The sequence below is a fragment of the Azospirillum sp. TSO22-1 genome, assembly GCF_003116015.1.
GTDB lineage: Bacteria > Pseudomonadota > Alphaproteobacteria > Azospirillales > Azospirillaceae > Azospirillum.
Genome location: NZ_LGQZ01000011.1, coordinates 1 through 21,796 on the forward strand (window position 1 = coordinate 1; position 21,796 = coordinate 21,796).

At 70.9% G+C, this 21,796-nt stretch carries 25 protein-coding genes; 19 read left to right on the forward strand and 6 right to left on the reverse strand.

Going from position 1 to position 21,796, the window contains the following annotated elements:
* Positions 1 to 110: 110 nt before the first annotated feature.
* Both TSO221_RS02925 and TSO221_RS02930 read right to left on the reverse strand, forming a co-directional pair.
* The gene (locus tag TSO221_RS02925) at positions 111 to 1,796 is read right to left on the reverse strand and encodes a methyl-accepting chemotaxis protein (RefSeq protein WP_109116988.1); all 1,686 of its coding nucleotides are present in this window, start codon (positions 1,794 to 1,796) and stop codon (positions 111 to 113) included.
* A 279-nt stretch (positions 1,797 to 2,075) separates the two neighbouring features.
* Positions 2,076 to 3,020 carry an AEC family transporter gene (locus tag TSO221_RS02930; RefSeq protein ID WP_109116989.1) on the reverse strand — a complete coding sequence of 315 codons (945 nt, stop codon included), beginning with the start codon at positions 3,018 to 3,020 and terminating at the stop codon, positions 2,076 to 2,078.
* Positions 3,021 to 3,136: 116 nt separating this feature from the next.
* Between TSO221_RS02930 and TSO221_RS02935 the strand changes: the two genes are divergently transcribed.
* Together TSO221_RS02935 and TSO221_RS02940 are read left to right on the forward strand one after the other, a co-directional pair.
* The gene (locus TSO221_RS02935) at positions 3,137 to 3,541 is read left to right on the forward strand and encodes a tellurite resistance TerB family protein (protein WP_109116990.1); all 405 of its coding nucleotides are present in this window, start codon (positions 3,137 to 3,139) and stop codon (positions 3,539 to 3,541) included.
* A gap of 17 nt (positions 3,542 to 3,558) precedes the next feature.
* On the forward strand, positions 3,559 to 4,449 hold the full coding sequence (locus TSO221_RS02940; protein ID WP_247877896.1) for an NAD(P)-dependent oxidoreductase: 891 nt from the start codon (positions 3,559 to 3,561) through the stop codon (positions 4,447 to 4,449).
* A gap of 24 nt (positions 4,450 to 4,473) precedes the next feature.
* On the opposite strand, the gene TSO221_RS02945 is transcribed toward TSO221_RS02940, so the two are convergent.
* Both TSO221_RS02945 and TSO221_RS02950 read right to left on the reverse strand, forming a co-directional pair.
* The gene (locus TSO221_RS02945) at positions 4,474 to 4,917 is read right to left on the reverse strand and encodes a DUF6647 family protein (RefSeq protein ID WP_109116991.1); all 444 of its coding nucleotides are present in this window, start codon (positions 4,915 to 4,917) and stop codon (positions 4,474 to 4,476) included.
* A 66-nt stretch (positions 4,918 to 4,983) separates the two neighbouring features.
* The gene (locus tag TSO221_RS02950; protein ID WP_109116992.1) at positions 4,984 to 6,003 is read right to left on the reverse strand and encodes an aspartate-semialdehyde dehydrogenase; all 1,020 of its coding nucleotides are present in this window, start codon (positions 6,001 to 6,003) and stop codon (positions 4,984 to 4,986) included.
* A 126-nt stretch (positions 6,004 to 6,129) separates the two neighbouring features.
* On the opposite strand from TSO221_RS02950, the gene TSO221_RS02955 reads away from it, so the two are divergent.
* The 7 genes from TSO221_RS02955 to TSO221_RS02985 all read left to right on the forward strand — a co-directional run bounded on the left by TSO221_RS02955 (position 6,130) and on the right by TSO221_RS02985 (position 12,217).
* On the forward strand, positions 6,130 to 6,393 hold the full coding sequence (locus tag TSO221_RS02955; RefSeq protein ID WP_109116993.1) for a hypothetical protein: 264 nt from the start codon (positions 6,130 to 6,132) through the stop codon (positions 6,391 to 6,393).
* 19 nt (positions 6,394 to 6,412) lie between these two features.
* On the forward strand, positions 6,413 to 7,810 hold the full coding sequence (locus TSO221_RS02960; protein WP_109116994.1) for a glycosyltransferase: 1,398 nt from the start codon (positions 6,413 to 6,415) through the stop codon (positions 7,808 to 7,810).
* A 279-nt stretch (positions 7,811 to 8,089) separates the two neighbouring features.
* Positions 8,090 to 8,479: a succinate dehydrogenase, cytochrome b556 subunit gene (gene sdhC / locus TSO221_RS02965; RefSeq protein WP_109116995.1), complete on the forward strand. Its 390-nt coding sequence runs from the start codon at positions 8,090 to 8,092 to the stop codon at positions 8,477 to 8,479.
* Positions 8,480 to 8,493: 14 nt separating this feature from the next.
* Positions 8,494 to 8,895 carry a succinate dehydrogenase, hydrophobic membrane anchor protein gene (gene sdhD / locus TSO221_RS02970; RefSeq protein WP_109116996.1) on the forward strand — a complete coding sequence of 134 codons (402 nt, stop codon included), beginning with the start codon at positions 8,494 to 8,496 and terminating at the stop codon, positions 8,893 to 8,895.
* A gap of 6 nt (positions 8,896 to 8,901) precedes the next feature.
* Positions 8,902 to 10,689, forward strand: a complete 1,788-nt coding sequence (sdhA, locus tag TSO221_RS02975) for a succinate dehydrogenase flavoprotein subunit (protein WP_109116997.1) — start codon at positions 8,902 to 8,904, stop codon at positions 10,687 to 10,689.
* 31 nt (positions 10,690 to 10,720) lie between these two features.
* Positions 10,721 to 11,497, forward strand: a complete 777-nt coding sequence (locus TSO221_RS02980; RefSeq protein WP_109116998.1) for a succinate dehydrogenase iron-sulfur subunit — start codon at positions 10,721 to 10,723, stop codon at positions 11,495 to 11,497.
* Positions 11,498 to 11,575: 78 nt separating this feature from the next.
* Positions 11,576 to 12,217 carry a trimeric intracellular cation channel family protein gene (locus TSO221_RS02985; protein ID WP_247877897.1) on the forward strand — a complete coding sequence of 214 codons (642 nt, stop codon included), beginning with the start codon at positions 11,576 to 11,578 and terminating at the stop codon, positions 12,215 to 12,217.
* 11 nt (positions 12,218 to 12,228) lie between these two features.
* Here TSO221_RS02985 and TSO221_RS02990 read toward each other — a convergent pair whose 3' ends face one another.
* Positions 12,229 to 12,420 carry a hypothetical protein gene (locus TSO221_RS02990; RefSeq protein WP_109117000.1) on the reverse strand — a complete coding sequence of 64 codons (192 nt, stop codon included), beginning with the start codon at positions 12,418 to 12,420 and terminating at the stop codon, positions 12,229 to 12,231.
* A gap of 140 nt (positions 12,421 to 12,560) precedes the next feature.
* On the opposite strand from TSO221_RS02990, the gene TSO221_RS02995 reads away from it, so the two are divergent.
* From TSO221_RS02995 to TSO221_RS03005, 3 genes are read left to right on the forward strand one after another with little or no spacing between them, the layout of a single operon-like run.
* Positions 12,561 to 13,421, forward strand: coding sequence for a branched-chain amino acid aminotransferase (locus tag TSO221_RS02995; RefSeq protein ID WP_109117001.1), 861 nt, complete (start codon positions 12,561 to 12,563; stop codon positions 13,419 to 13,421).
* Between the two features lie 56 nt (positions 13,422 to 13,477).
* Entirely contained in the window at positions 13,478 to 14,371 is an 894-nt protein-coding gene (locus TSO221_RS03000; RefSeq protein ID WP_109117002.1) for a DMT family transporter, read from the forward strand.
* 56 nt (positions 14,372 to 14,427) lie between these two features.
* The gene (locus TSO221_RS03005; protein ID WP_109117003.1) at positions 14,428 to 14,814 is read left to right on the forward strand and encodes a hypothetical protein; all 387 of its coding nucleotides are present in this window, start codon (positions 14,428 to 14,430) and stop codon (positions 14,812 to 14,814) included.
* 336 nt (positions 14,815 to 15,150) lie between these two features.
* On the opposite strand, the gene TSO221_RS03015 is transcribed toward TSO221_RS03005, so the two are convergent.
* On the reverse strand, positions 15,151 to 15,783 hold the full coding sequence (locus TSO221_RS03015; RefSeq protein WP_109117005.1) for a helix-turn-helix transcriptional regulator: 633 nt from the start codon (positions 15,781 to 15,783) through the stop codon (positions 15,151 to 15,153).
* A 196-nt stretch (positions 15,784 to 15,979) separates the two neighbouring features.
* Between TSO221_RS03015 and TSO221_RS03020 the strand changes: the two genes are divergently transcribed.
* From TSO221_RS03020 to TSO221_RS03050, 7 genes are all read left to right on the forward strand, one after another.
* Positions 15,980 to 16,348: a hypothetical protein gene (locus TSO221_RS03020; protein ID WP_109117006.1), complete on the forward strand. Its 369-nt coding sequence runs from the start codon at positions 15,980 to 15,982 to the stop codon at positions 16,346 to 16,348.
* Positions 16,345 to 16,743 carry a hypothetical protein gene (locus TSO221_RS03025; protein ID WP_109117007.1) on the forward strand — a complete coding sequence of 133 codons (399 nt, stop codon included), beginning with the start codon at positions 16,345 to 16,347 and terminating at the stop codon, positions 16,741 to 16,743. Before TSO221_RS03020 ends, TSO221_RS03025 begins: the two co-directional genes overlap by 4 nt.
* A 287-nt stretch (positions 16,744 to 17,030) precedes the next feature.
* Complete coding sequence (locus tag TSO221_RS03030; RefSeq protein ID WP_109117008.1) at positions 17,031 to 17,270, forward strand: hypothetical protein; 240 nt, start codon at positions 17,031 to 17,033, stop codon at positions 17,268 to 17,270.
* 3 nt (positions 17,271 to 17,273) lie between these two features.
* Positions 17,274 to 18,809 (forward strand): portal protein, encoded by a 1,536-nt coding sequence (locus tag TSO221_RS03035; protein WP_109117009.1) that lies wholly within the window; start codon positions 17,274 to 17,276, stop codon positions 18,807 to 18,809.
* The gene (locus tag TSO221_RS03040) at positions 18,802 to 19,050 is read left to right on the forward strand and encodes a hypothetical protein (RefSeq protein ID WP_199229369.1); all 249 of its coding nucleotides are present in this window, start codon (positions 18,802 to 18,804) and stop codon (positions 19,048 to 19,050) included. Before TSO221_RS03035 ends, TSO221_RS03040 begins: the two co-directional genes overlap by 8 nt.
* Positions 19,051 to 19,069: 19 nt before the next feature.
* Positions 19,070 to 19,753 carry a hypothetical protein gene (locus tag TSO221_RS03045; protein ID WP_109117073.1) on the forward strand — a complete coding sequence of 228 codons (684 nt, stop codon included), beginning with the start codon at positions 19,070 to 19,072 and terminating at the stop codon, positions 19,751 to 19,753.
* Between the two features lie 184 nt (positions 19,754 to 19,937).
* On the forward strand, positions 19,938 to 21,788 hold the full coding sequence (locus TSO221_RS03050) for an EAL domain-containing protein (protein ID WP_109117011.1): 1,851 nt from the start codon (positions 19,938 to 19,940) through the stop codon (positions 21,786 to 21,788).
* The last annotated feature ends 8 nt before the right edge of the window (positions 21,789 to 21,796 follow it).

Genomic DNA, 21,796 nt, shown 5'->3' on the forward strand with positions numbered 1-21,796 from the left:
GGTCGCCCGCAAGTCGGGCGACCGCGCTCCGCCTACGATCGCCTTCGGCGCTCGTTGCCTACGGCACCGGCTCCACGCCCCCGCCGGGGGCGGGGGAGGGCAAAACGACGTCATGCCGCCTTGATGGCGCTCAGGAACCGTTCGACCTCGCCGCGCAGGCTGTCGGCCTGCCGGGTCAGGGCTCCCGCCGCGCCGAGGACCTGGGAGGCCGCGGTGCCGGTCTCGTCGGCGGCCTGGCTGACGCGGGCGATGTTGCCGGTGACCTCCTGGGTGCCGGCCGAGGCCTGCTGGACGCTGCGGCTGATCTCGTGCGTGGCCGCCGCCTGCTCCTCGACCGCGGCGGCGATGGCGGTGGAGATCTCGTTGATCGTCACGATGGTGCCGCTGATCCCCTGGATGGCGTCCACCGCACCGCCGGTCGCCGTCTGGATCGCCTGCACCTGGGCGGCGATGTCCTCGGTCGCCTTGGCGGTCTGGCTGGCGAGGTTCTTCACCTCCGAGGCGACCACGGCGAAGCCCTTGCCCGCTTCGCCCGCACGGGCGGCTTCGATCGTGGCGTTCAAGGCCAGCAGGTTGGTCTGGCTGGCGATCGAGCTGATGAGCTGCACCACCTCGCCGATGCGCTGCGCCGCCTCGGACAGGCCGCGCACGGTGTCGTTGGTGTGCGTCGCCTGCTCGACCGCCTGCCCGGCGATGGCGGTGGAGCGGGAGACCTGACGGCCGATCTCCTGGATCGAGCTGGCCATCTCCTCGGTGGCGGAGGCGACCGTCTGCACGTTGGCGGAGGTCTGCCCGGCCGCGGCGGAGGCCGCCGCCGCCTCGCCGCTGGCGTGGCGCGCCACCTCGGCCATGCTGCGCGCGGTGCTGTCGAGCTGCCCGGCGGAGGCGCCGACCGTCTCCAGCGCGCCGGCCATGGTGCCCTCGAAGTCGCGGACCAGACGGTCGACCGTCTCGGTGCGGCGCTGCTTGGCCCGCTGCTCGGCGGCCTCGGCGGCGGCGAGGCGTTCGGCCTCGATCAGGCCGTCCTTGAACACCTGGACGGCGCGCGCCATGGCGCCGATCTCGTCGCCGCGCTGCGTGCCGTCGACGGCGACGGACAGCTCGTGCTGCGCCAGCCGGTCCATGGTGCCGGTCAGCGCGCGGATCGGGTCCGACACCGCCCGCACCAGGAACAGCCCGGCCGCCAGGCAGATCGCCACCGCCAGGCCGAGCGCCGCGAAGATCCAGATCTTGCCGGCGCCGTAGGCCTGCTCGCCGTGGTTGGCGGTGGCGCGCCCCTCCTCGGTGTTGTGGTCGACGAGTTCCTTGAGCAGGCCGGCGACCTTCAGGAACGCGTCGCGCGACTCGCCGCGGAAGACACGGCCGGCGTTCTCGTTGTCGTTGGCGCGCGACCGCGGCAGCAGCTTGTCCGTGCCGATGGTGCGGTAGGCGTCCCAGGCCGCGGCGAACTGCCTGTAAAGCTCGGTCTCGCGGCCGGGGGACAGCGCCTCGCGCTCGAAGCGGGTGCGGAGCGCGGCCATCTCGTCGAGCAGCGTGGCCATGCGGCCCTCGTAGGTCTGCATCTCCTGCGGCGTGGCGGCGAGGATGTGCGAAGCCTCCTGGATGCGGAACTGCTGCGCCGCCGTGTCGAGGGCGCCGATCATGCCGACGCTCGGCAGGTAATCGTCGCGGATCAACGCCGCGTCGTGGTTGAGCACGCTCAGCCGCTCCACCGCGAACAGGCCGAGCCCGGCCGTCACCGCCAGCACGCAGGCGAACACCGCCAGCACCTTGGCCCGGATCGACAGGGTGCTCATGCCTCGCCTCTTTCGCTGATGTCTCGAGTCGAATTCATAGCCGTGGTGCCGCAAGGACGCTGCGCCGTGCCGTCGCAGCCGATCTCGTACGCCATTGTTTCCAACTCTCCCTGTCCAGGGTCTGCGCGTTCAGAGGCCCGGCCTGATACCAATGGTTCGGCGCCGTCTCACGGGAAGAATACGCAGGTATGCGGCGATTGGATTGCCGCATTTGTCATAATTACAAAGAATTCACAAAAGCCGTTGGCCGCCGCTATTCGTGTGTGGTTAATCGCTGGTTTATCCCGGCGCGTAGACGGCCAGCAGGACGCTCAGCGTCACCACGCTGAGCACGGTGGAGACCAGGATCGCGGCCGAGGTGCGCTCGATGTAGATGCGGTACTGCGTCGCCACCACGAAGGTCAGGGCACCCGTCGGCAGCGCCGCCAGGATCATCGCCGACGCGGTCCAGAACGGGTCCATCGGGAACAGCGTGCGGATCAGCAGCCAGCACAGCAGCGGGTGCGCCAGCAGCTTCAGCGCCACCACCCAGGCGATCTCGCCGGCGGGAGCCCGGATGTCGCGCGTCGCCAGGAACAGGCCGATGGCGACCAGCGCGCAAGGGCCGGCGGCGGCGCCCATCAGCTCGCAGAAGGTGACGATCGGCTGCGGCACCGAGCCCTGCGGCAGCAGCAGCGACCACGTCACGCCCGCCGCCGTCGACACGATCAGCGGGTTCTTCGCCACCGCCCTGCCGACGTCCCCGAGCGCCTTGCCCAGGCCCTGGCCGTGGCTGGCGGCGAACTCCAGCCAGATCACCGCGATGCCGACCATGATGGCGCTCATGATCACGGTGGCGAGGATCGCCGGGGCCAGCTTGTCCGCGCCGAAATAGGCGATGAACAGCGGGATGCCCATGTAGCCGGTGTTGGAGAAGCAGGCGGTGAGCCCCTGCATGCACAGGGTCTCCGACTTCTCCTTGTGCAGCACGCGGCCCAGCAGCGCGCCCAGCGCGTAGACCATCAGCATGGAACCGAGGAAGGCGCCGATGAACGGGCCGTTCAGCAGCTCGGCCAGCGGGCGGCGGGCGGTGCCGAGGAACAGCACCGGCGGCAGCGCCATCCAGTAGACGAACTTGTTCAGCGCCTCCGACGAGGCGGAGCCGAGCAGCTTCGCCTTGCCCGACAGATAGCCGGCCAGGATGATGGCGAAGACGGGGAGGACGACGTTGACGACGACGGACATGCGCGACGAAGGTAGGGGACGCGGCGGCGCCTGTCGACCTGCGCAAAGCGCCGCCCAGGCTTGACGGCGCGCGGGTGCCGGGCAAGATTGCGCGTACCCGCTTCCCAGGAGCTGCAATGCACGACCATCACCGCGCGCTCATCTACGTCATGGTGCTCGTCTCGGCCTCCGACGCCGACATGACGGACCTCGAGCTGGAGGCCATCGCGGAGAACGTCCGCTACCTGCCGATCTTCAAGGACTTCGAGACCGATCGGCTGTTCGCCGTGGCCGGCGAGTGCACCAAGCTGCTGGACGACCCGAACGGCCTAAACAAGACGCTGGAGCAGATCAAGGCCTGGCTGCCGCCCAAGCTGTGCGAGACCGCCTACGCCGTCGCCTGCGACATCGCCGCCGCCGACGCCACCGCGTCGCAGGAGGAACTGCGCCTGCTGGAGTTGCTGCGCCACAAGCTGGGCGTCGACCGCCTGTGCGCCGCCGCCATCGAGCGCGGGGCGCGGGCGCGGCACATGCGGCTGTAAGAGGGGCGGCTCCGACCATGAGCGACGCCACCGCCGAACAACGTCCCGACCTGTCCGGCCGCACGGTCGGGCTCATCGGCCTCGGCCTGATGGGCCGGCCGATGGCGCGCAACCTGGCGCGCGCCGGAGCGCGCGTCGTCGTCCACAACCGCAGCCGCGGCCCGGTGGACGAGCTGGCGGCGGAGGGCATGGTCCCGGCCGCCGACCCGGCCGGCGTGGCGCAGGCCGCCGACACGCTGATCCTGATGCTGACCGACACCCCGGCGGTGGAGGCGGTGATCGATGCGCTGCTGGGCGCGCTGACATCAGGGCATCTGGTTATCGACATGGGGACGACCGCCGTCGGCGCCACCCGCCGGCTGGCCGAACGCGTGCGCGCCGCCGGCGCCGAGTGGGTGGACGCGCCGGTCTCCGGCGGTCAGGTGGCGGCCGAGGCGACGACCCTCACCATCATGGCCGGCGGCACGGAGACGGCGTTCGCCCGCGCGTTGCCGCTGTTCCAGGCGCTGGGCCGCCGCATCACGCACGTCGGCAACACCGGCGCCGGGCAGATCGCCAAGACCGCCAACCAGGTGATCGTCGGCCTGACCATCGGCGCCGTGGCCGAGGCGCTGGCCCTGGCCAAGGCGGCCGGTGCCGACCCGGCCAAGGTGCGCGAGGCGATCCGCGGCGGCTTCGCGGAATCGCGCATCCTGGAGCTGCACGGCGGCCGCATGGTGTCCGGCGACTTCGCGCCGGGGGCGCGGGCGACGACGCAGCTCAAGGACCTGACGCAGGCCGAAGCGCTCGCCGAGGAGGCCGGCATCGACCTGCCGGCGGTGTCGCTGTGCAAGGAGCTGTACGAGCTGCTGGTCGACAAGGGCGACGGCGGATTGGACCACGCGGCGCTGTACCGGCTGTTTTCCTGACGCGCCGGGGTGGGGGCAACGCGCTCAGCACCGGCTGTACATTGCCGCCCAGAAGTTGCGGTTCGGCAGCGGATCCTCCGCGCGCTTCTCTTTCAAGAACCGGCCGCCGAGGAGATACGCTTCGCGTTCCCCCTCGGCGCGGCAGCGGAAGCGGCCGTAGGCGCCGTTCACGCGCTGGACGTGGTGCACCAGTTCGTGCAGCAGGCGCTCCTGGAACAACGGGTCGTCGAGCGGCCGGTCGTTCACCACGTAGACGATGCCGCCGGTGCCGCCCTCCATGTCGTAGAGCGCCCAGATCCGCTCGTCCACCTCCGGCCGGCCGTAAGCGGAGAGCTGCGCCTCGGCGTAGTACTCGGCGGTGATCTCCCGGGCGGAGACCAGACGCACCTCGGGCCGCGGGATGCCGTCCACCCGGTATCCCGTGTGCGCCCCGATCCACAGCAGCAAGGCCGCCACCAGCTCGCCCATCGCCCGCACTCCCGCGTCCATCCTGGAAGATAGACGCGGGACGGCGGGCGGCAGGGGGCAGGGCGGCTATTTGTCGAGGTGCTCGGCGATCAGCAGCTCGGCGATCTGCACGGCGTTGAGCGCGGCACCCTTGCGCAGGTTGTCGGCGACGCACCAGAAGGACAGGCCGTTGTCCACCGTCGGGTCCTCGCGCAGGCGGCTGACGTAGACCGCGTCGTCGCCCGCCACCTCGACCGGCGTGATGTAGCCGCCGGGCTCGTGCCGGTCCATCACCGTCACCCCCGGCGCCTTGCGGAGCGCCCGGCGCGCCTGGTCGGCGGAGATCGGGTCGGCGAACTCCACCGTCACCGCTTCCGCATGGCCGATGAACACCGGCACGCGCACGCAGGTCGCCGTCACGCGGATCTTCGGGTCGAGGATCTTCTTGGTCTCGACCACCATCTTCCACTCTTCCCTGGTGGAGCCGTCGTCCATGAAGACGTCGATGTGCGGGATGACGTTGAAGGCGATCTGCTTGGGGAAGATCTTCTCCTCGATCGGGTCGGCGACGTAGATGGCGCGGGTCTGCGAGAACAGCTCGTCCATCGCCTCCTTGCCGGCGCCGGACACCGACTGGTAGGTGGACACCACCACGCGGGTGATGGTGGCGATGTCGTGCAGCGGCTTCAGCGCCGTCACCAGCTGGATGGTCGAGCAGTTCGGGTTGGCGACGATGCCCTTCTTCCGCCAGCCGGCCAGGGCCTGCGGGTTGACCTCCGGCACCACCAGCGGCACGTCGGGGTCCATGCGCCAGTGGGACGTGTTGTCGATCACCACTGCGCCGGCCGCCGCCGCCTTCGGCGCGAACTGCGCCGAGACCTTGGATCCCGGCGAGGACAGCACGATGTCGGTGCCTTTGAAGTCGAACTTGGCGAGGTCGCGCACCTTGAGGATGTCGGTGTCGCCGAACGACACCTCGCGGCCCGCCGACTTCTCGGAGGCGAGCGCCACGACCTCGTCGGCAGGGAAGTCGCGGGCGGCGAGCGTGGCCAGCATCTCGCGTCCCACATTGCCGGTGGCGCCGACGACGGCAACTCTGTAGCCCATGGCGAAAGGTCCTGTGATGGAAGTGCAAGAGCGCTTGACCTATGCGCTTTGCGTCGGAATTGCAACGGGCGGCGCGCTGTGCGACGGTGGACTTCGCACCGTTCCATCAGAATCTTGCAGCGACGTATGGCCATTCCGCTCGAGGACATCATCGCCAAGGCGATCAAGGACGCCGACAAGTCCATCTTCAACGAGGATTACACCAAGCAGGCGCGCGCCGTGGTGGCCGCGCTGAAGAAGGCCGGCTACGAGGTGGCGCCCGTCAAGCCACCCCCCGGGCTGGTGGAGTGGGCCAAGGACAACATCCCCTTCGGCCGCCTGCGCCCGACCGAGCTGATCGTCCAGATGTACTCGATGATGGTCGAGAACGTCCGGCGCTTCGACAAGTAACCGGCAGGGAGGCTCCGTCATGTCCGACTTCTCCGGCGGTGACCCGGGCGAGGAAGGCCGCGCGGCGGCCGAGGCCTGCCTGGAGACGGCGACGCACCTGCTGACCGCCGGGCGGGTGGGGGAGGCGCAGGCGTTCCTCACCCAGGCGGTGCAACTGCATCCGCCGTCGTTGGCCGCGCTGGCGGAGAGCGAAGGGGCGCCGCTGCGCGCCATGGCCGCGCGCACGCTGGTGATGCACAGCCCGCGCGGGCCGGAGATCGCCCGGCCCTGCGCCATCCTCGGCCCGGCTGGTCCCGAGCTGGACGCGGACACCGAGGCGCTGGTGCGCGGCATCTTCGACCACCACCAGCGCCGCTTCGAAGCCGGTGCCGCACCGCCGCTGGCCGGCCTGTACGACGGGGCCGCGCCCGAGGGCTTCGGCCGGGGGCGGCGCACGCTGGTGGTGATGACCGAGCGCATCCACGGCAACCCGGAATTCATCGAGAACGACGTCTTCCACCACGTCGCCCGCAGCGCCGCGGCGTATGGGCTGGACGTGCGGACCTTCGCTGCCGACCGGCTGACCTTCGACACGCCGAACCGCGCCGCCTGGACCGATGCCGAGATCGCCCAGGCCTGGGCCGACCTGCAGCGCACGGTGACGGAGTTCCGCCCGGAGCTCGTCGTCATCCAAAGCGACTGGCCGACCGAGCGGACGCTCGATCTCGCCTGGGCGCGCCGGTTGCGGGGGAACGGCTGCCGGGTCGTCGTCGTGCTGGGCGACGTGTACGACACCGAGTTCGACTTTTTCGGCTTCTGGGCGCCGGAGGCGGACGCGCTGGTCTATTTCAACAGCGAGACGACGCAGCCCCTGCGCTCCGGGCACGCGGAGAAGGCCTTCCCGGCGCACGGCCTGCCGATGGACGCGGCGCTGTTCGCCGGCCCGGAGGAGGACCCGGAGAGGGGAAAGGAGTTCGACGTCGCCGTCATCGGCGGCAACACCCGCAGCCGGCGGGAGATGCTGGTGCTGCTGCAGGCCTACGGCGTCGAGGTGGCGGCCTGCCTGCACCACCGCCTGACCCGCAACGCACCGACGCTGGAGCAGTACGGCCTGCTGACCCGCAAGGGGAAGCTGACGCTCAACACCGGCCGGGTCGAGAAGGCGCGTGCGCTCAGCATCGTCACCGGGCGCTGCTTCGAGGCGGTGCTGGCCCGCACCGTGCTGCTGGAGGAGGCGGGGAGCCGGCTGTCGGATTTCCTGCTGCCCTTCGTGCACTACGTGCCCTTCGCCAACACCGACCAGCTGGTGGGCTTCGCCCGCTTCCTGCTGAAGAACGGCGACTATCGGCGGCGCATCGCCGACCAGGCGTTCGACTGGCATCACCGCCAGTTCGGAGCGGATCGCTTCTGGCGGGCGCTGCTGGGGCGGCTGTTCTGAGCTGTTGCAGCGGCTCCCAAGCCTCGGCGCAACAGCCTATGACCGCCCCTTGTTGTGCGCTGCAACGCTGGTAGTACCATCGACATTTGAGCCAGCGTTTCCAGCGCTTTGCGCGTATAGGCGCAAAATCGTCATGGTCAAGCCCCCGTCGTTGACTCGGGAAGTCCGGAGGGGTAATTCAATGCGCCAATCAGGACGCCCCCGTTCTTTTCCGTCTCCGCTTCACCCGCCGCGCGGCGCTTTCTTCCAGCGCCCGGCAGCCGATCAGAGGACGACCCAATGGCAAACGGCAGCAGTCGGCCGCTTTCACCGCACCTTCAAGTCTATCGCTTCCAGTGGACCATGGCGCTGTCGATCACGCACCGCATCACGGGCGTGGGGCTGGTCCTGGGCACGCTGCTTCTCACCTGGTGGCTGGTCGCCGCCGCCGCCGGGCCGGAGGCCTTCGCGAAGGCGCAGAAGTTCATCGGCTCGGGCATGGGCCTGCTGCTGCTGTTCGGCTGGACCTGGGCGCTGTTCTACCATCTGGGCAATGGCATCCGCCATCTGGTGTGGGACGCCGGCTACGCGCTCGACCTGAAGAACGCCGAACTGGGCGCCTACATCGTTGCCGGCGCCTCGCTCGGCCTGACGATCCTCGCCTGGATCGTCGGTCTGGCGGTGTGGTGAGGAGATAAGAAAAAATGACGACGCACTCGGCCAAGAACCTCCGCTCGCCGCTGTCCGAAGCCCGCGGCCTCGGCTCCTCCAAGTACGGCACCGAGCACTGGTGGCACCAGCGCCTCACCGCCATCGCGCTCGTTCCGCTGACGATCTGGTTCGTCATCGCGGTGATTTCCCATCTGGGCGCCGATCACGCGCAGTTCACCGCCTGGCTGAAGGGCTCGCCGCTGTCGGCGATCCTGCTGATCCTGACCGCGGGGGTCACCTTCCACCACGCCCAGGGCGGCATGCAGGTGGTCATCGAGGACTACGTCCACGTCGAGTGGCAGAAGCTCGCCGGCATCATCGCCGTGAAGTTCCTCTGCTACGCGCTGGCCGCGGCCTGCATCTTCGCCGTCCTCAAGATTTCGTTCGGAGCCTGACGCGCCATGGCGAACGCCTATCAGATCATCGACCACACCTATGACGTCGTCGTCGTCGGTGCCGGCGGCGCGGGCCTGCGCGCCACCTTCGGCATGGCCGAGAAGGGCCTGAAGACGGCCTGCGTCACCAAGGTCTTCCCCACCCGCTCGCACACCGTGGCGGCGCAGGGCGGCATCTCCGCCGCGCTGGGCAACATGGGCGAGGACGACTGGCGCTACCACATGTACGACACCGTGAAGGGGTCGGACTGGCTGGGCGACCAGGACGCCATCGAGTACATGTGCCGCGAGGCCATCCCGGCGATCATCGAGCTCGAGCACTACGGCATGCCGTTCTCGCGCACGGCCGAGGGCAAGATCTACCAGCGCGCCTTCGGCGGCATGACCGCGCAGTACGGCAAGACGCAGGCCTACCGCACCTGCGCCGCCGCCGACCGCACCGGCCACGCCATGCTGCACACGCTGTACCAGCAGGCGCTGAAGCACGAGGCCGAGTTCTTCGTCGAGTACTTCGCGCTCGACCTGATCATGGACCAGGACGGCGCCTGCCGCGGCGTCATCGCCTGGAACCTGGACGACGGCACCATCCACCGCTTCAACGCGCAGCTGGTGGTGCTGGCGACCGGCGGCTACGGCCGCGCCTACTTCTCCTGCACCTCGGCGCACACCTGCACCGGCGACGGCGGCGGCATGGTGATGCGCGCCGGCCTGCCCATGCAGGACCTGGAGTTCGTGCAGTTCCACCCGACCGGCATCTACGGCTCCGGCTGCCTGATCACCGAGGGTGTCCGCGGCGAGGGCGGCTACGTCACCAACTCCAACGGCGAGCGCTTCATGGAGCGCTACGCGCCGTCGGCCAAGGACCTGGCGTCGCGCGACGTGGTGTCCCGCTCGATGACCATCGAGATCCGCGAGGGCCGCGGTGTCGGTGAGCACAAGGACCACATTCACCTGCACCTCGAGCACCTGCCGCCGGAGATCATCCACCAGCGCCTGCCCGGCATCGCCGAGACGGCCAAGATCTTCGCCAACGTCGACGTCACCAAGGAGCCGATCCCGGTGCTGCCGACGGTGCACTACAACATGGGCGGCATCCCGACCAACGTTCACTGCGAGGTGGTCCGCCCGACCGCCGGCAACCCGGACGCCACCGTGCCCGGCCTAATGGCCATCGGCGAGGCGGCGTGCGTGTCGGTGCACGGTGCCAACCGCCTGGGCTCCAACTCGCTGCTCGACCTCGTGGTGTTCGGCCGCTCCGCCGCCAACCGCGCCGCGCAGATCGTCGAGAAGGGCAAGGTCAGGGACCTGCCGGCCAACTCGGCCGACTTCGCCCTCGACCGCCTGGACCGGACGCGCAACGCCAAGGGCGAGGTCCGCGTCGCCGACCTGCGTCTCGAGATGCAGCGCGTGATGCAGAACAACTGCGCCGTCTTCCGCACCGGCGAGGTGCTGGAGGAGGGCAGCAAGCTCATCGACCAGACCTTCGCCAAGAAGGGCGGCATCGGCATCTCCGACCGCTCGATGGTGTGGAACTCGGACCTCGTCGAGGCGCTGGAACTGGACAACCTGCTGTTCCAGGCGGTCGGCACCATGCACTCGGCCCGCAACCGCACCGAGAGCCGCGGGGCGCATGCCCGCGAGGACTACCCGGACCGCGACGACACCAACTGGATGAAGCACACCACGGTGGAAGTGACGGAGAAGGGCGAGGTTTCCCTGGGCGACCGCCCGGTGCACCTCTACACCCTCACCAACGACGTCCAGGTGTTCCCGCCGAAGGCGCGCGTCTACTAAGGCCCCGGCTCAGAAGGCAAGGAAGACAGACATGGTTGAATTCAACCTTCCCGCCAATTCGAAGGTCGGCGTCGGCAAGACGATCAACGCGGCCAACGGTGCGAAGCGGGTCAAGACGTTCAAGATCTACCGCTGGAACCCGGACGACGGGCAGAACCCGCGGGTCGACACCTATGTGGTCGACCTCGACAAGTTCGGCCCGATGATCCTGGACGCGATCATCTACATCAAGAACACCCTCGATTCGACGCTGACCTTCCGGCGCTCGTGCCGCGAGGGCATCTGCGGCTCGTGCGCGATGAACGTCGACGGCATGAACACGCTGGCCTGCCTGAAGGCGATCGACGAGGTGAAGGGCGACGTCAAGATCTACCCACTGCCGCACATGCCGGTGGTGAAGGACCTCGTCCCCGACCTGAAGCACATCTACGCCCAGCTGGCGTCGGTGAAGCCGTGGCTGCAGACCCAGTCCCCGGCCCCGAGCCGCGAGCGCCTGCAGTCGCCGGAGGACCGCGCCAAGCTGGACGGCCTCTACGAGTGCATCCTGTGCTTCTGCTGCTCGACCTCGTGCCCCAGCTACTGGTGGAACGGCGACCGTTACCTCGGCCCGTCGATCCTGCTCCAGGCCTATCGTTGGATCGCCGACTCGCGCGACGAGATGACCGGCGAGCGTCTGGACGCGCTGGAGGATCCGTTCCGCCTGTACCGCTGCCACACCATCATGAACTGCACCAAGGCGTGCCCGAAGGGTCTCAACCCTGCCAAGGCCATCGCCGAGATCAAGAAGCTGATGGTGGTCCGCCGCTGACCGGCGTATCAGTTCTGCACGACGGGAATGGGGGCCGCGAGGCCCCCATTCCTTTTTTGCGTTATCATCCCCGGCATCATGCTCCCACTTCCCGCACTCCACGTCGAACCCTCGGTCCTCCTCTTGTGGATGGACCTCGTCGGCATCTTCATCTTCGGGCTGACCGGCGGCACGCTGGCGGTGCGGCACAAGCTCGACATCTTCGGCGTGCTGGTGCTGGCCATGGCCTGCGCGCTGGCCGGCGGCGTGGTGCGCGACCTGATGATCGGCGCGGTGCCGCCCGCCACCTTCCGCGACGAGCGCTATCTGTGGTCGGCGCTGCTGTCGGGCGTGGCGGCGTTCTTCGGCCACCGCTGGATCGAGCGGGTGAGCCGGCCGGTCATGGTGCTGGACGCCGCCGGGCTGGGGATCTTCGCCGTGGCGGGCTGCCAGAAGGCGCTGGCCTACGGGCTGGCGCCGCTGCCGGCGGCGCTGCTGGCGGTGGTCACCGCCATCGGCGGCGGCATGCTGCGCGACGTGCTGGTCAGCGAGGTGCCCCGCGTGCTGCGCGAGGAGATCTACGCCGTCGCGGCGCTGCTGGCGGCGGTCGTCGTCATTGCCGGCACGCGGTTCGGCCTGCCGGAACTGCCGGTGGCGGTGGCCGGCGCGCTCGCCGCCTTCGTGCTGCGCCTGGTCAGTGTCTGGCGGAACTGGAGCGCGCCGCGCGCCCCCTGGTCCTGATCTTTGGAGTCCTAGCGTTCCGTCGGGACCGAAGGCTGGATGTCGCTGTCGGGCGTCGGCGCGTCGCTGAGGCCGGGGCCGGGCGTGGCGAGGTCCGGGTTGTCGGTGGCCGGCTTCTGGCTGCCGGGCGACGGCGCATCGGTGTTTTTCGGCGGGGCAGGGCGCAGCGGGCGCGGCGCCGGGGTGAGCGACATCCAACCCATGGGAAACCTCCTCGAACGATCGGGACGAAACCACTCAACACGGCAGATGGGCTTTTGGTCGCCGTTGACCGAGTGCGCTGAGGGGGTATCCTCTGTCGACGGGGGTTCGTCACCAAACGTCAAAGCAATGGGAGGAAGCCATGGCCGGGCACGGCACCGGAGGAGGAGCAGGCGCGCTCACCTACGTCAGGGGCGCCTGGCTGGAGGGCAACCCCGGCCTGATCGGGCCGATGAGCCACGCCATGTGGCTGGCTTCGCTGGTGTTCGACGGCGCCCGCGCCTTCGAGGGGGTGGCCCCCGACCTGGGCCTGCACTGCGCCCGCGCGGTGCGTTCGGCGCAGGCCATGGGGCTGAAGCCGATGCTCACCGCCGGCGAGATCGAGGAGCTGTGCTGGGACGGCATCCGCCGCTTTCCTCGGGAGACGGCGCTCTACATCCGGCCGATGTTCTGGGCCGAGGACGGCTTCGTCGCGCCCGACCCGGACAGCACGCAGTTCGCGCTGACCATCAATGAATCGCCGATGCCGCCGGCCGGCGGCTTCACCGCCTGCCTGTCCACCCGCCGCCGCCCGGCACCGGACATGGCGCCGACCGAGGCCAAGGCCGCCTGCCTGTACCCGAACGCCGGCCTGGCGCTGAAGGAGGCGCAGGAGCGCGGCTTCGACAACGCCATCATGCGCGACCCGATCGGCAACGTCGCCGAGTTCGCCACCGCCAACCTGTTCATCGCCAAGGACGGCACGGTGCACACGCCGGTACCGAACGGCACCTTCCTGAACGGCATCACCCGCCAGCGCGTCATCGGCCTGCTGCGCGACGCCGGCGTGACGGTGCACGAGCGCACGCTGACCGTCGCCGAGGTGATGGCGGCCGACGAGGTGTTCTCCACCGGCAACTACGCCAAGGTGGTGCCGGTCACCCGCGTCGAGGACCGCGACCTGCAACCCGGCCCGCTCGCCAAGCGCGCCCGCGTCCTGTACTGGGAGTTCGCGCACTCGTGAGTTCTCCTGTGATTTCTGGGCGCCGGACGCACCTGGACGCCACGGCGGCCGGGTGCATGGTCCTGCTGTGTGCCCTGTGGGGCCTGCAGCAGGTCGCGATCAAGGTCGCCAACGCGGGCGTCTCGCCGATCCTGCAGGGCGGCTTGCGCTCGGCCGGCGCGGTGCTGCTGCTGTGGGGGTGGTCGACCCTGCGCGGGCAGCGGCTGTTCGCCCGCGACGGGGCGCTGCTGCCGGGTATCGTGGCGGGGCTGCTGTTCGCGGTGGAGTTCCTGCTGATCTACGTCGGGCTGGCCTACACCAGCGCGTCGCGTGGCGTGCTGATCCTCTACACCGCGCCGTTCTGGACCGCGCTCGGCCTGCACCTGACGGTGCCGGGCGAGCGGCTGACCCGCATCCAGGGCGTCGGGCTGGCCTGCGCCTTCGTCGGCGTCGCGGTGGCTTTCACCGACGCGCTGCGGCTGCCGACGTGGCGGGAGCTGACCGGCGACCTGATGCTCCTGCTCGCCGGCATCCTGTGGGCGGCGACCACGGTGACCATCCGCGCCACCGCGCTGATCCGCGTGCCGGCGGCCAAGACGCTGTTCTACCAGCTCGGCATTTCGGCCCTGGTCCTGCCGCTGGCGTCGCTGGCGGTGGGGGAGCCGGGGATCGTGAACCTGACGCCGGTGGTGGCGGGCAGCCTGCTGTTCCAGACGGTCGTGGTGGCGTTCGCCAGCTACCTGACGTGGTTCTGGCTGATCACCCGCTACCCGGCGTCGCGGCTGTCGGCGTTCTCGTTCCTGACGCCGCTGTTCGGCGTGCTGGCCGGGGGCGTGCTGCTGTCCGAGCCGATCACCCCGGCGCTGATCGCGGCGCTGGCGCTGGTCGCCGTCGGCATCAACCTGGTGAACCGCAAAGCGGCGCCGCTGCCGAAGCGGGTGCCGGAGCCGGCCGGGGCGGGGACGGACTGACTGGCGGAGGAGAGCGTTTTAAGGCACCCTGTGGTGGTATCTCCGAGGGGTGGGCCATGCAGTTCCGAGAACGCCGCCGCGTGATCCAGGTGATCCGCACCACCTACGACCCGACGCTGAAGCGTGGCCGCTCGACGCTGCTCGGCACGCTGGACAAGGCCGCCCCCGCCATCACCGACGCGCTGCGCATCGCCTGCACGGCCGACGAGCTGGAGGAGGTGAAGCGCTTCCTGGACGGCCGGCACGCGGTCGGGGCGGACACCCTGCCCGAGCAGATGCGCAAGGCGGCCGCCTATTTCCGCAGCCACCACGACGCCGCCGCGCTGACCTTCGCCGCGGAGGTCCGCGGCGCCTGGGACGAGTTGAAGGAGGCGATGCGCGAAGCGGGATTCTCCAAGGAGAAGCTGCGCAAGGCGGCGAAGGCGCTCAAGGAACCAGCGTAGCCGCGTTCCGGTGGTGCGCCAGCGTTGCGCATAAGCGCGTCAGCCACCCATCCCCAGCGACCTCATCGGCCTTCAGCCCCGCTCGCCGCCGCACTGCACCCAGCCGTGCGTCCGCCGCCAACCTCTGGTGAACGCGCCGTGCCGCCTCGCGGCTGAGCACCTCCGCCCGTCCGCGCCCGCCGAGCATCGCCACGCGCGCCACCGTGTCCGGGAGCGGGCCGTCGTAGCGGCGGTGGAGGTCGTCGATCCGGTCGAAAACGGGCAGGGGACACGCCATGCGGGCCACTGTGGGCTCGCCGGCGCATCCATGTCAAGGAAAATTATCCTAGGATGATTTTACTGGCTCGCCCACACGATGCGGGCCATCCAGGCGACCTCGTTGCGCGGCAGCGAACGGTCGGGGTGGGCGCGGTTGATGGACATCAGCTCGATCTTGTTGGCACTCTCGCGCACCAGCTGCTTGGCCATCACCTCGCCGCCCTTGGTGCGCACCACCACGCGGTCGCCGCGGCGGATCTGCGCGGCGGGGGAGACGATCACGGTGTCGCCGTCGCGGTACACCGGCTCCATGCTCTCGCCCGACACCTCCAGCGCGTAGGCGTGCGGGTCGCCCAGGCTGGGGAACAGCAGCTCGTCCCAGCCGGCGCCCACCGGATAGCCGGCGTCGTCGAAATAGCCGGCGCTGCCCGCCTGCGCATAGCCGATCACCGGCACCCGCTGCACCGTGCCCGGCCCCGAGGTCTCGCCGATCAGGCTGACGAACTCGCCCAGCGAGGCGCTGGTCGCCTCCAGCACCTTGGCGATGCTCTCGGTGGACGGCCAGCGCAGCTTGCCGTCGCCGGTGGTCCGCTTGCTCTTGTTGAACGTGGTCGGATCGAGGCCGGCGCGCCGCGCCAAGCCCGAGGCGGACAGCCCGTTCTGAGCCGCCAGCCGGTCGATCGCCCGCCAGATGTCCGAATGTTTCAGCATGGGACCATAGTCTCACAAACCGATCTTTCCGTCCCTAGGATCATATTCATAAATTCCTTGACAGAGGAATATAAACCGAACATAAGGGGAACGTCTGTTCCACTTCGCCGCGAGTGGACGGGCGGGGTGCCCGGCTTCGGCGAATCGGCCTCCGCATCGGCAATTCCGCGGCCCGCATTCCCTGGAGATGTCCTTGATGACCCGTGCGCGCATTTCCGTTCCCCGACCGACCGACTCGCCCGGCGGCGTCCCCTTCGGCAGCGCCGAGGAGGCGTGGTTCTGGTCGGTCCAGGCGCAGGAGGCGCGGGCCGAGGGCGCGCGCTGCGCCGCCGGCCTGGGGCTGGTGCCGCGCCCCTGCGAGCCGTTCGACGTGATGCGCGCGGTGGACCGGCTGTACCGCCAGCGCCGGCTGGTGCGCGACCACCTGCACGTGCTGGTGCACTACGGCCGCCGCCTGATGCCGCCCGACCCCGACCGCTTCCGCGAGCAGCGCGCCAGCGTGCTGTGGCGCGAGGCCTTCGACCACATCGGCCCGCTGCTGCGCGACAAGGGCATCGTGCAGTGAGCGCCGCCGGCACCACCGCCGCGGCATCCCAGCCCGGCGCCTGGGTGGTGTTCTGCGGCCAGACGGAGCTGTGGTGGCTGCGCCTGCTGCGGCCGGGGTTCCGCCACTGCTTCGTGGCGCTGCACGACGGCCGGCACTGGGTGGTGGTCGATCCGCTGGCGCCCTTCACCGACGTGGCGGTGCTGGACCTGCCGCCGGCCTACGACCTGCCGGGCTGGTTCCGCGCCCTCGGCATGACCGTGGTGCGGGCACGCCTGCGCCGCGGCCTCGCCCGGCCGGCGCCGTGGGGCCCCTTCACCTGCGTGGAGGCGGTCAAGCGCGTCCTCGGCCTGCACGCCCCCTTCGTCCTGACGCCCTGGCAGCTCTACCGCCGTCTGACGCGGCCGGGCGGCTGACGCTCCTTCCCACCAAGCCCCCACCGGGAGACCCCCGCATGGCCAATCTCTTCTCCGCCCCCCGGCCACCGGCGCCGCCACCGGCGCCGCAGCCGGTATACGTTCCACCTCCGCAGCCGGCTCCAGCCCCTGTTCCGGCCCCCGCCCCGGAGCCGACGCCCGTCCCCGTCCCGACGCCCGTCCCTGCACCGGTTCCGGCCCCCGCTCCGGCGCCGGACCCCACGCCACCCGCCCCGGCACCGCAGCCGGCGCCGGCTCCCGCGCCCCAGCCGGAGCCGCCCTGGTGGGTGACCAATCCGCCGCCGCCGCCGGCCCCGGCTCCGGTGGTCGAACCGCCCGCGGCGACGCCCACCCCTACCCCCACGCCGACCCCGGCCGAGCCGGACCCGGCGGCGGTGGAGAAGGCGGCGGAGGCGGCGATCCAGCGCCGGCCGCGCAGCCGCAGCGGCACGGTCGCCACCTCATGGCGCGGCGTGCTGAACCCGGACGCCGTGGTGCCCGGCCGCAAGCGCCTGCTGGGGGAGTGAGTCATGGCGCAATCCCCCAAATCCAAGGCCCCCGGCAAGGCCGATGACCCTTCCGCGCTGGTCGAGCGCTTCCGCGCCGCCAAGGCGCGCCGCTCGGTGTGGGAGGCGCACTGGCAGGACTGCTACGACTACGCGTTGCCCAACGGCCGGCCGTTCAACCACGCCGGCACGCCCGGCGAGCGGCGCGTCGACCGGCTGTTCGACGGCACCGCGCCCGACGCGGTGGAACAACTGGCCGCCAGCCTGCTGTCGCAGCTGACGCCGCCGTGGTCGAGCTGGTTCGGCTTCGTGCCCGGCCCCGACCTGTCGGATGCCGAGCGCGACCGCGTCGCCCCGATGCTCGACCGCGCTGCCGGCATCGTGCAGTCGCACTTCGACCGTTCCAACTTCGCGGTTGAGGCGCATCAGGCGTTCCTCGACCTCGTCACCGTCGGCACCGCCAGCCTGCTGATGGAGGAAGCGGCGCCCGGCGAGGCCTCCTCGCTGCGCTTTACCGCCGTGCCGATGGCCGAGGCGGTGCTGGAGGAGGGGCCGCACGGCCGGCTCGACGCCACGTGGCGCGGCAGCGCGCTGACGCTGGCGGAGATCGGGCGCCGCTTCCCCGGCGCGGCCCTTCCCCCCGGCGTGCGCCGGCGCGGCGAGGACGACCCGGACGCCCGCTTCGACGTGGTCGAGGCGGTGCTGCCGGACGGCGTCGCCTATCGCTGGACCGTCGTGCTGGATGCCAGCTCCAGTGGGGGCAGCGAGGAGGCGGTGACGCTGGCCGACGGCCGCTTCGCGCAGTCGCCGTTCGTCAACTTCCGCTGGCTGAAGGCACCGGGGGAGGTCTACGGCCGCTCGCCGGTGATGAAGGCGCTGCCGGACATCAAGACCGCCAACAAGGTGGTCGAGCTGGTCCTGAAGAACGCCTCCATCGCCGTCACCGGCATCTGGCAGGCGGACGACGACGGCGTGCTGAACCCCGCCGCCATCCGGCTGGTGCCCGGCACCATCATCCCCAAGGCGGTCGGCTCGGCCGGGCTGACGCCGCTCGCCAACCCCGGGCGGTTCGACGTGTCGCAGCTGGTGCTCGACGACCTGCGCGCCCGCATCCGCCACGCGTTGCTGGCCGACCGGCTGGCGCCGCTCAACGACGCCCGGATGACCGCCACCGAGGTGCTGGAGCGCTCGGCCGAGGTCGGCCGGCTGCTGGGCGCCACCTACGGGCGCTTGCAGGCGGAGCTTCTAACGCCGCTGCTGCTGCGCGCCGTGTCGATCCTGCGCCGCCGCGGCGAGATCCCCGACTTCACCGTGGACGGCCGGCTGGTCGAGCTGCAGTACCGCTCGCCGCTCGCCCAGGCGCAGGGCCTGCGCGACGTGCAGGCGACGCTGCGCTGGCTGGACACCGCGCAGCGCCTCGGCGGTGGCGCGCTGGAGACGGTGGACGCCGCCGCCACCGCGCGCTGGCTCGGCGAAGCGTTCGGCGTTCCCGCCAAACTGATCCGCGCGCAACCCGCGCCGAAGCCGGCGCCCGGTCCGGCGGAGGCGGCCCATGGCTGAGTGGCCCTGGTCCCCCGCACCCCCCGCACCGATGGCTGATGACGACCCGGCGCCGAGCTTCGCGCGCTGCTTCGCCGGGCCGGACGGCGCGCGGGTGGTGGCCGCGCTGCGCGCCATGACGGTCGAGCGAACGCTCGGCCCCGACGCCTCGGACGCGGCGCTGCGCCACCTGGAAGGCCAGCGCGCGTTGGTCGCCACCATCCTCGCCCTGGCCGCCCGCGGCCGCGGCGAGGCCCCCTGACATGCACAAGGAGATCCCCATGGCCGACAATCTGCTGACCGCGCCCACCGCTGGCCCGGCCGGCGTGCCCGACAAGTTCCTCGACCCGCAGACCGGCGCCGTGCGCGTCGATGCCCTGGTGAAGTCCTACCAGGAGCTGGAGCGCCGGCTGGCGGCCGCCCCCGCCGTCCCCGCCGCCCCGGCCTCGCCGGCCCCCGCATCGCCGGACGGGTACACCATCGCCTGCGACCACGGCCTGTTCGAGCCGTGCCCGGAGATCAACGCCCGCCTGCACACCGCCGGCTTCGCGCCGGAGCAGGCGCAGCTGGTCTACGACCTCGCCGCCGAGCGGCTGATGCCGCTGATCCAGGAACTGGTCGCCGAGTTCCAGGCCGACCGCGAGGTGCAGCGCCTCGTCCAGCATTTCGGCGGCGAGGAGAAGTGGCGGGCGGTGTCGCGCCAGCTGCTCGCCTGGGCGGCGAAGAACCTGCCGGCCCCGGCGGTGGACGGGCTGTCCACCACCTATGAAGGGGTGATGGCGCTGTACCGCATGATGACCGGCTCCGAGCCTTCGGCCCTGGCCCGCGGCGACACCCCGGCCGAGGGCGGCGAGACCGAGCTGCACACCCTGATGCGCGACCCGCGCTACTGGCGCGACCGCGATCCCGGCGTGGTGGCGCGGGTGACCGAGGGCTTCCAGCGGCTGTATCCCGGGGGGCGGTGACGCGCTCATTCCCCCACCCCGACCCTCCCCCGCTGGGCGGGGGAGGGAGTGGAAGGCGCCTGAATCCCCTCCCCCGCCCAGCGGGGGAGGGTTAGGGTGGGGGTTCCAAGATTCGATGTTGCTAATTTGAAACGAAAGCGGCAGTTTCCGTTACAGGAAGCTAACTGGTCCCCCGCGGCGGTGCATGGTTCTGCGTCGGAAGATCCGCTGGCTGACTCTGTTCAGCCTGTTCGGCTGCCTCGCGGCGGCGGTCCCGGCCTATGTGCTGTTGCAGCTCGGCCTTTTCCCGTTCCTCATCTTCGCGGCCGGCGCGCTGGCCCTGGCGTGGCCGGCGTCGGGGCTGCTGGCCGAGCGCATGGCGCGGCTGATCGACCATGACGAGCGGCTGACCGGCATCATGCGCAACGTCGGCGAGGCCATCGTGCTGGTCGCCGACGACGGCACCGTCGAGGAGCACAACCCCGCCGCGGAGTCCCTGTTCGGCCGTCCCGACCTCGACGGCGCGCCGTTCGCCGCGCTGTTCGCCGAGGCCGAGCGCGGACGGGTGGCGGCGCTGCTCGTCGCCGGGATGCGCGACGGCGCCTCGGTGCAGGAGCCGGCGCTGGGCGTCGAGCGCGCCGGGGTGCGGATCGAGGCGTCGCTGGCGATCTCCTGCCTCGACGTGCACGGGCGGCGCAGCACCATCGCCGTGCTGGCCGACGTCACCCAGCGCCTCAGGCACGAGCGCGAACTGCTGCGCCTCGCCACCCGCGACCGGGTGACCGGCCTGCCCAACCGGGCGATGGTCGAATCGCTGCTGGAGGCGGCGGTGGAGGAGGCGCGGCGCGCCGGCACGCGCTTCGGCGTGCTGTGCCTCGACCTGTCGCGCTTCAAGCTGATCACCGACACGCTGGGCCATCAGGCCGGCGAGCGGCTGCTGATCGAGGTGGCGGCGCGCATCCAGGCCGCGGTGCCCGGCATCGACGTGGTGGGGCGCATCGGCACCGACGACTTCGCCGTGCTGCTCGACCACCTGCCGGAGCCCGAGCACGCCGCCGCCCTCGCCCGCACCGTGCTGGCGGCGTTCGACGACCCGGTCGACCTGGACGGGGCCGAGCACTATGTGCGTCCCTCCATCGGCATCGCGCTGTTCCCCGACCACGCCGACGACGCGGCCGAGCTGATGCGCGCCGCCGACACCGCGCTGTACGCCGCCAAGCGGCAGGGCGGCCGGCGCTGGGCCTTCTTCCGGCGCGAGATGGCCGACCAGGCGCGCCGTCATCTGGCGCTGGACCGCGACCTGCGCGCGGCGCTGGCGGCGGGCGAGTTCCGGCTGGTCTACCAGCCCAAGGTGTCGCTGGCCGACCATGCGCTGGAGGGCTTCGAGGCGCTGCTGCGCTGGGAGCGGCCGGGGCATGGCGTGGTGTCGCCCGGCGAATTCATCCCGGTGGCCGAGGAGACCGGCTTCATCGTCCCGCTCGGCGACTGGGTGCTGGAGGAGGCCTGCCGGCAGCAGCGCGCGTGGCTGGAGCGCGGGCTGGAGCCGGTGCCGGTGGCGGTCAACATCTCGCCGCGCCAGCTGCGCCAGCGCACGGCGGTGGATTTCCTCGCCACGATCGCCCGCCACGGCCTGCCGCCGGGGCTGATCGAGATCGAGATCACCGAGGGCGCCGTGGTGCAGGACATCGACCACGCGCTGTCGGTGCTGGCCGGCCTCAAGGCGGTGGGCATCCGGGTGGCGGTGGACGACTTCGGCACCGGCTACTCCTCGCTCAGCTACCTGAAGCGGCTGCCCCTGAGCACGCTGAAGATCGACCGCTCCTTCGTCGCCGGGGTGCCGGGCGGGCGCGAGGACTGCGGCATCGTCTCCACCATCATCGCCATGGCGGACATGCTGGACCTGGACGTGGTCGCCGAAGGCGTCGAGCGGCCGGAACAGGCGGCCTTCCTGCGCCATCACAACTGCCTGACCGTGCAGGGCTGGCTGACCGGCCGCCCGGTCCCGGCCGCGGAAGCCGCCGAGCTGCTGGCGGTGCGGCTGAAGCGGACGGCGTAAGCCCGTCC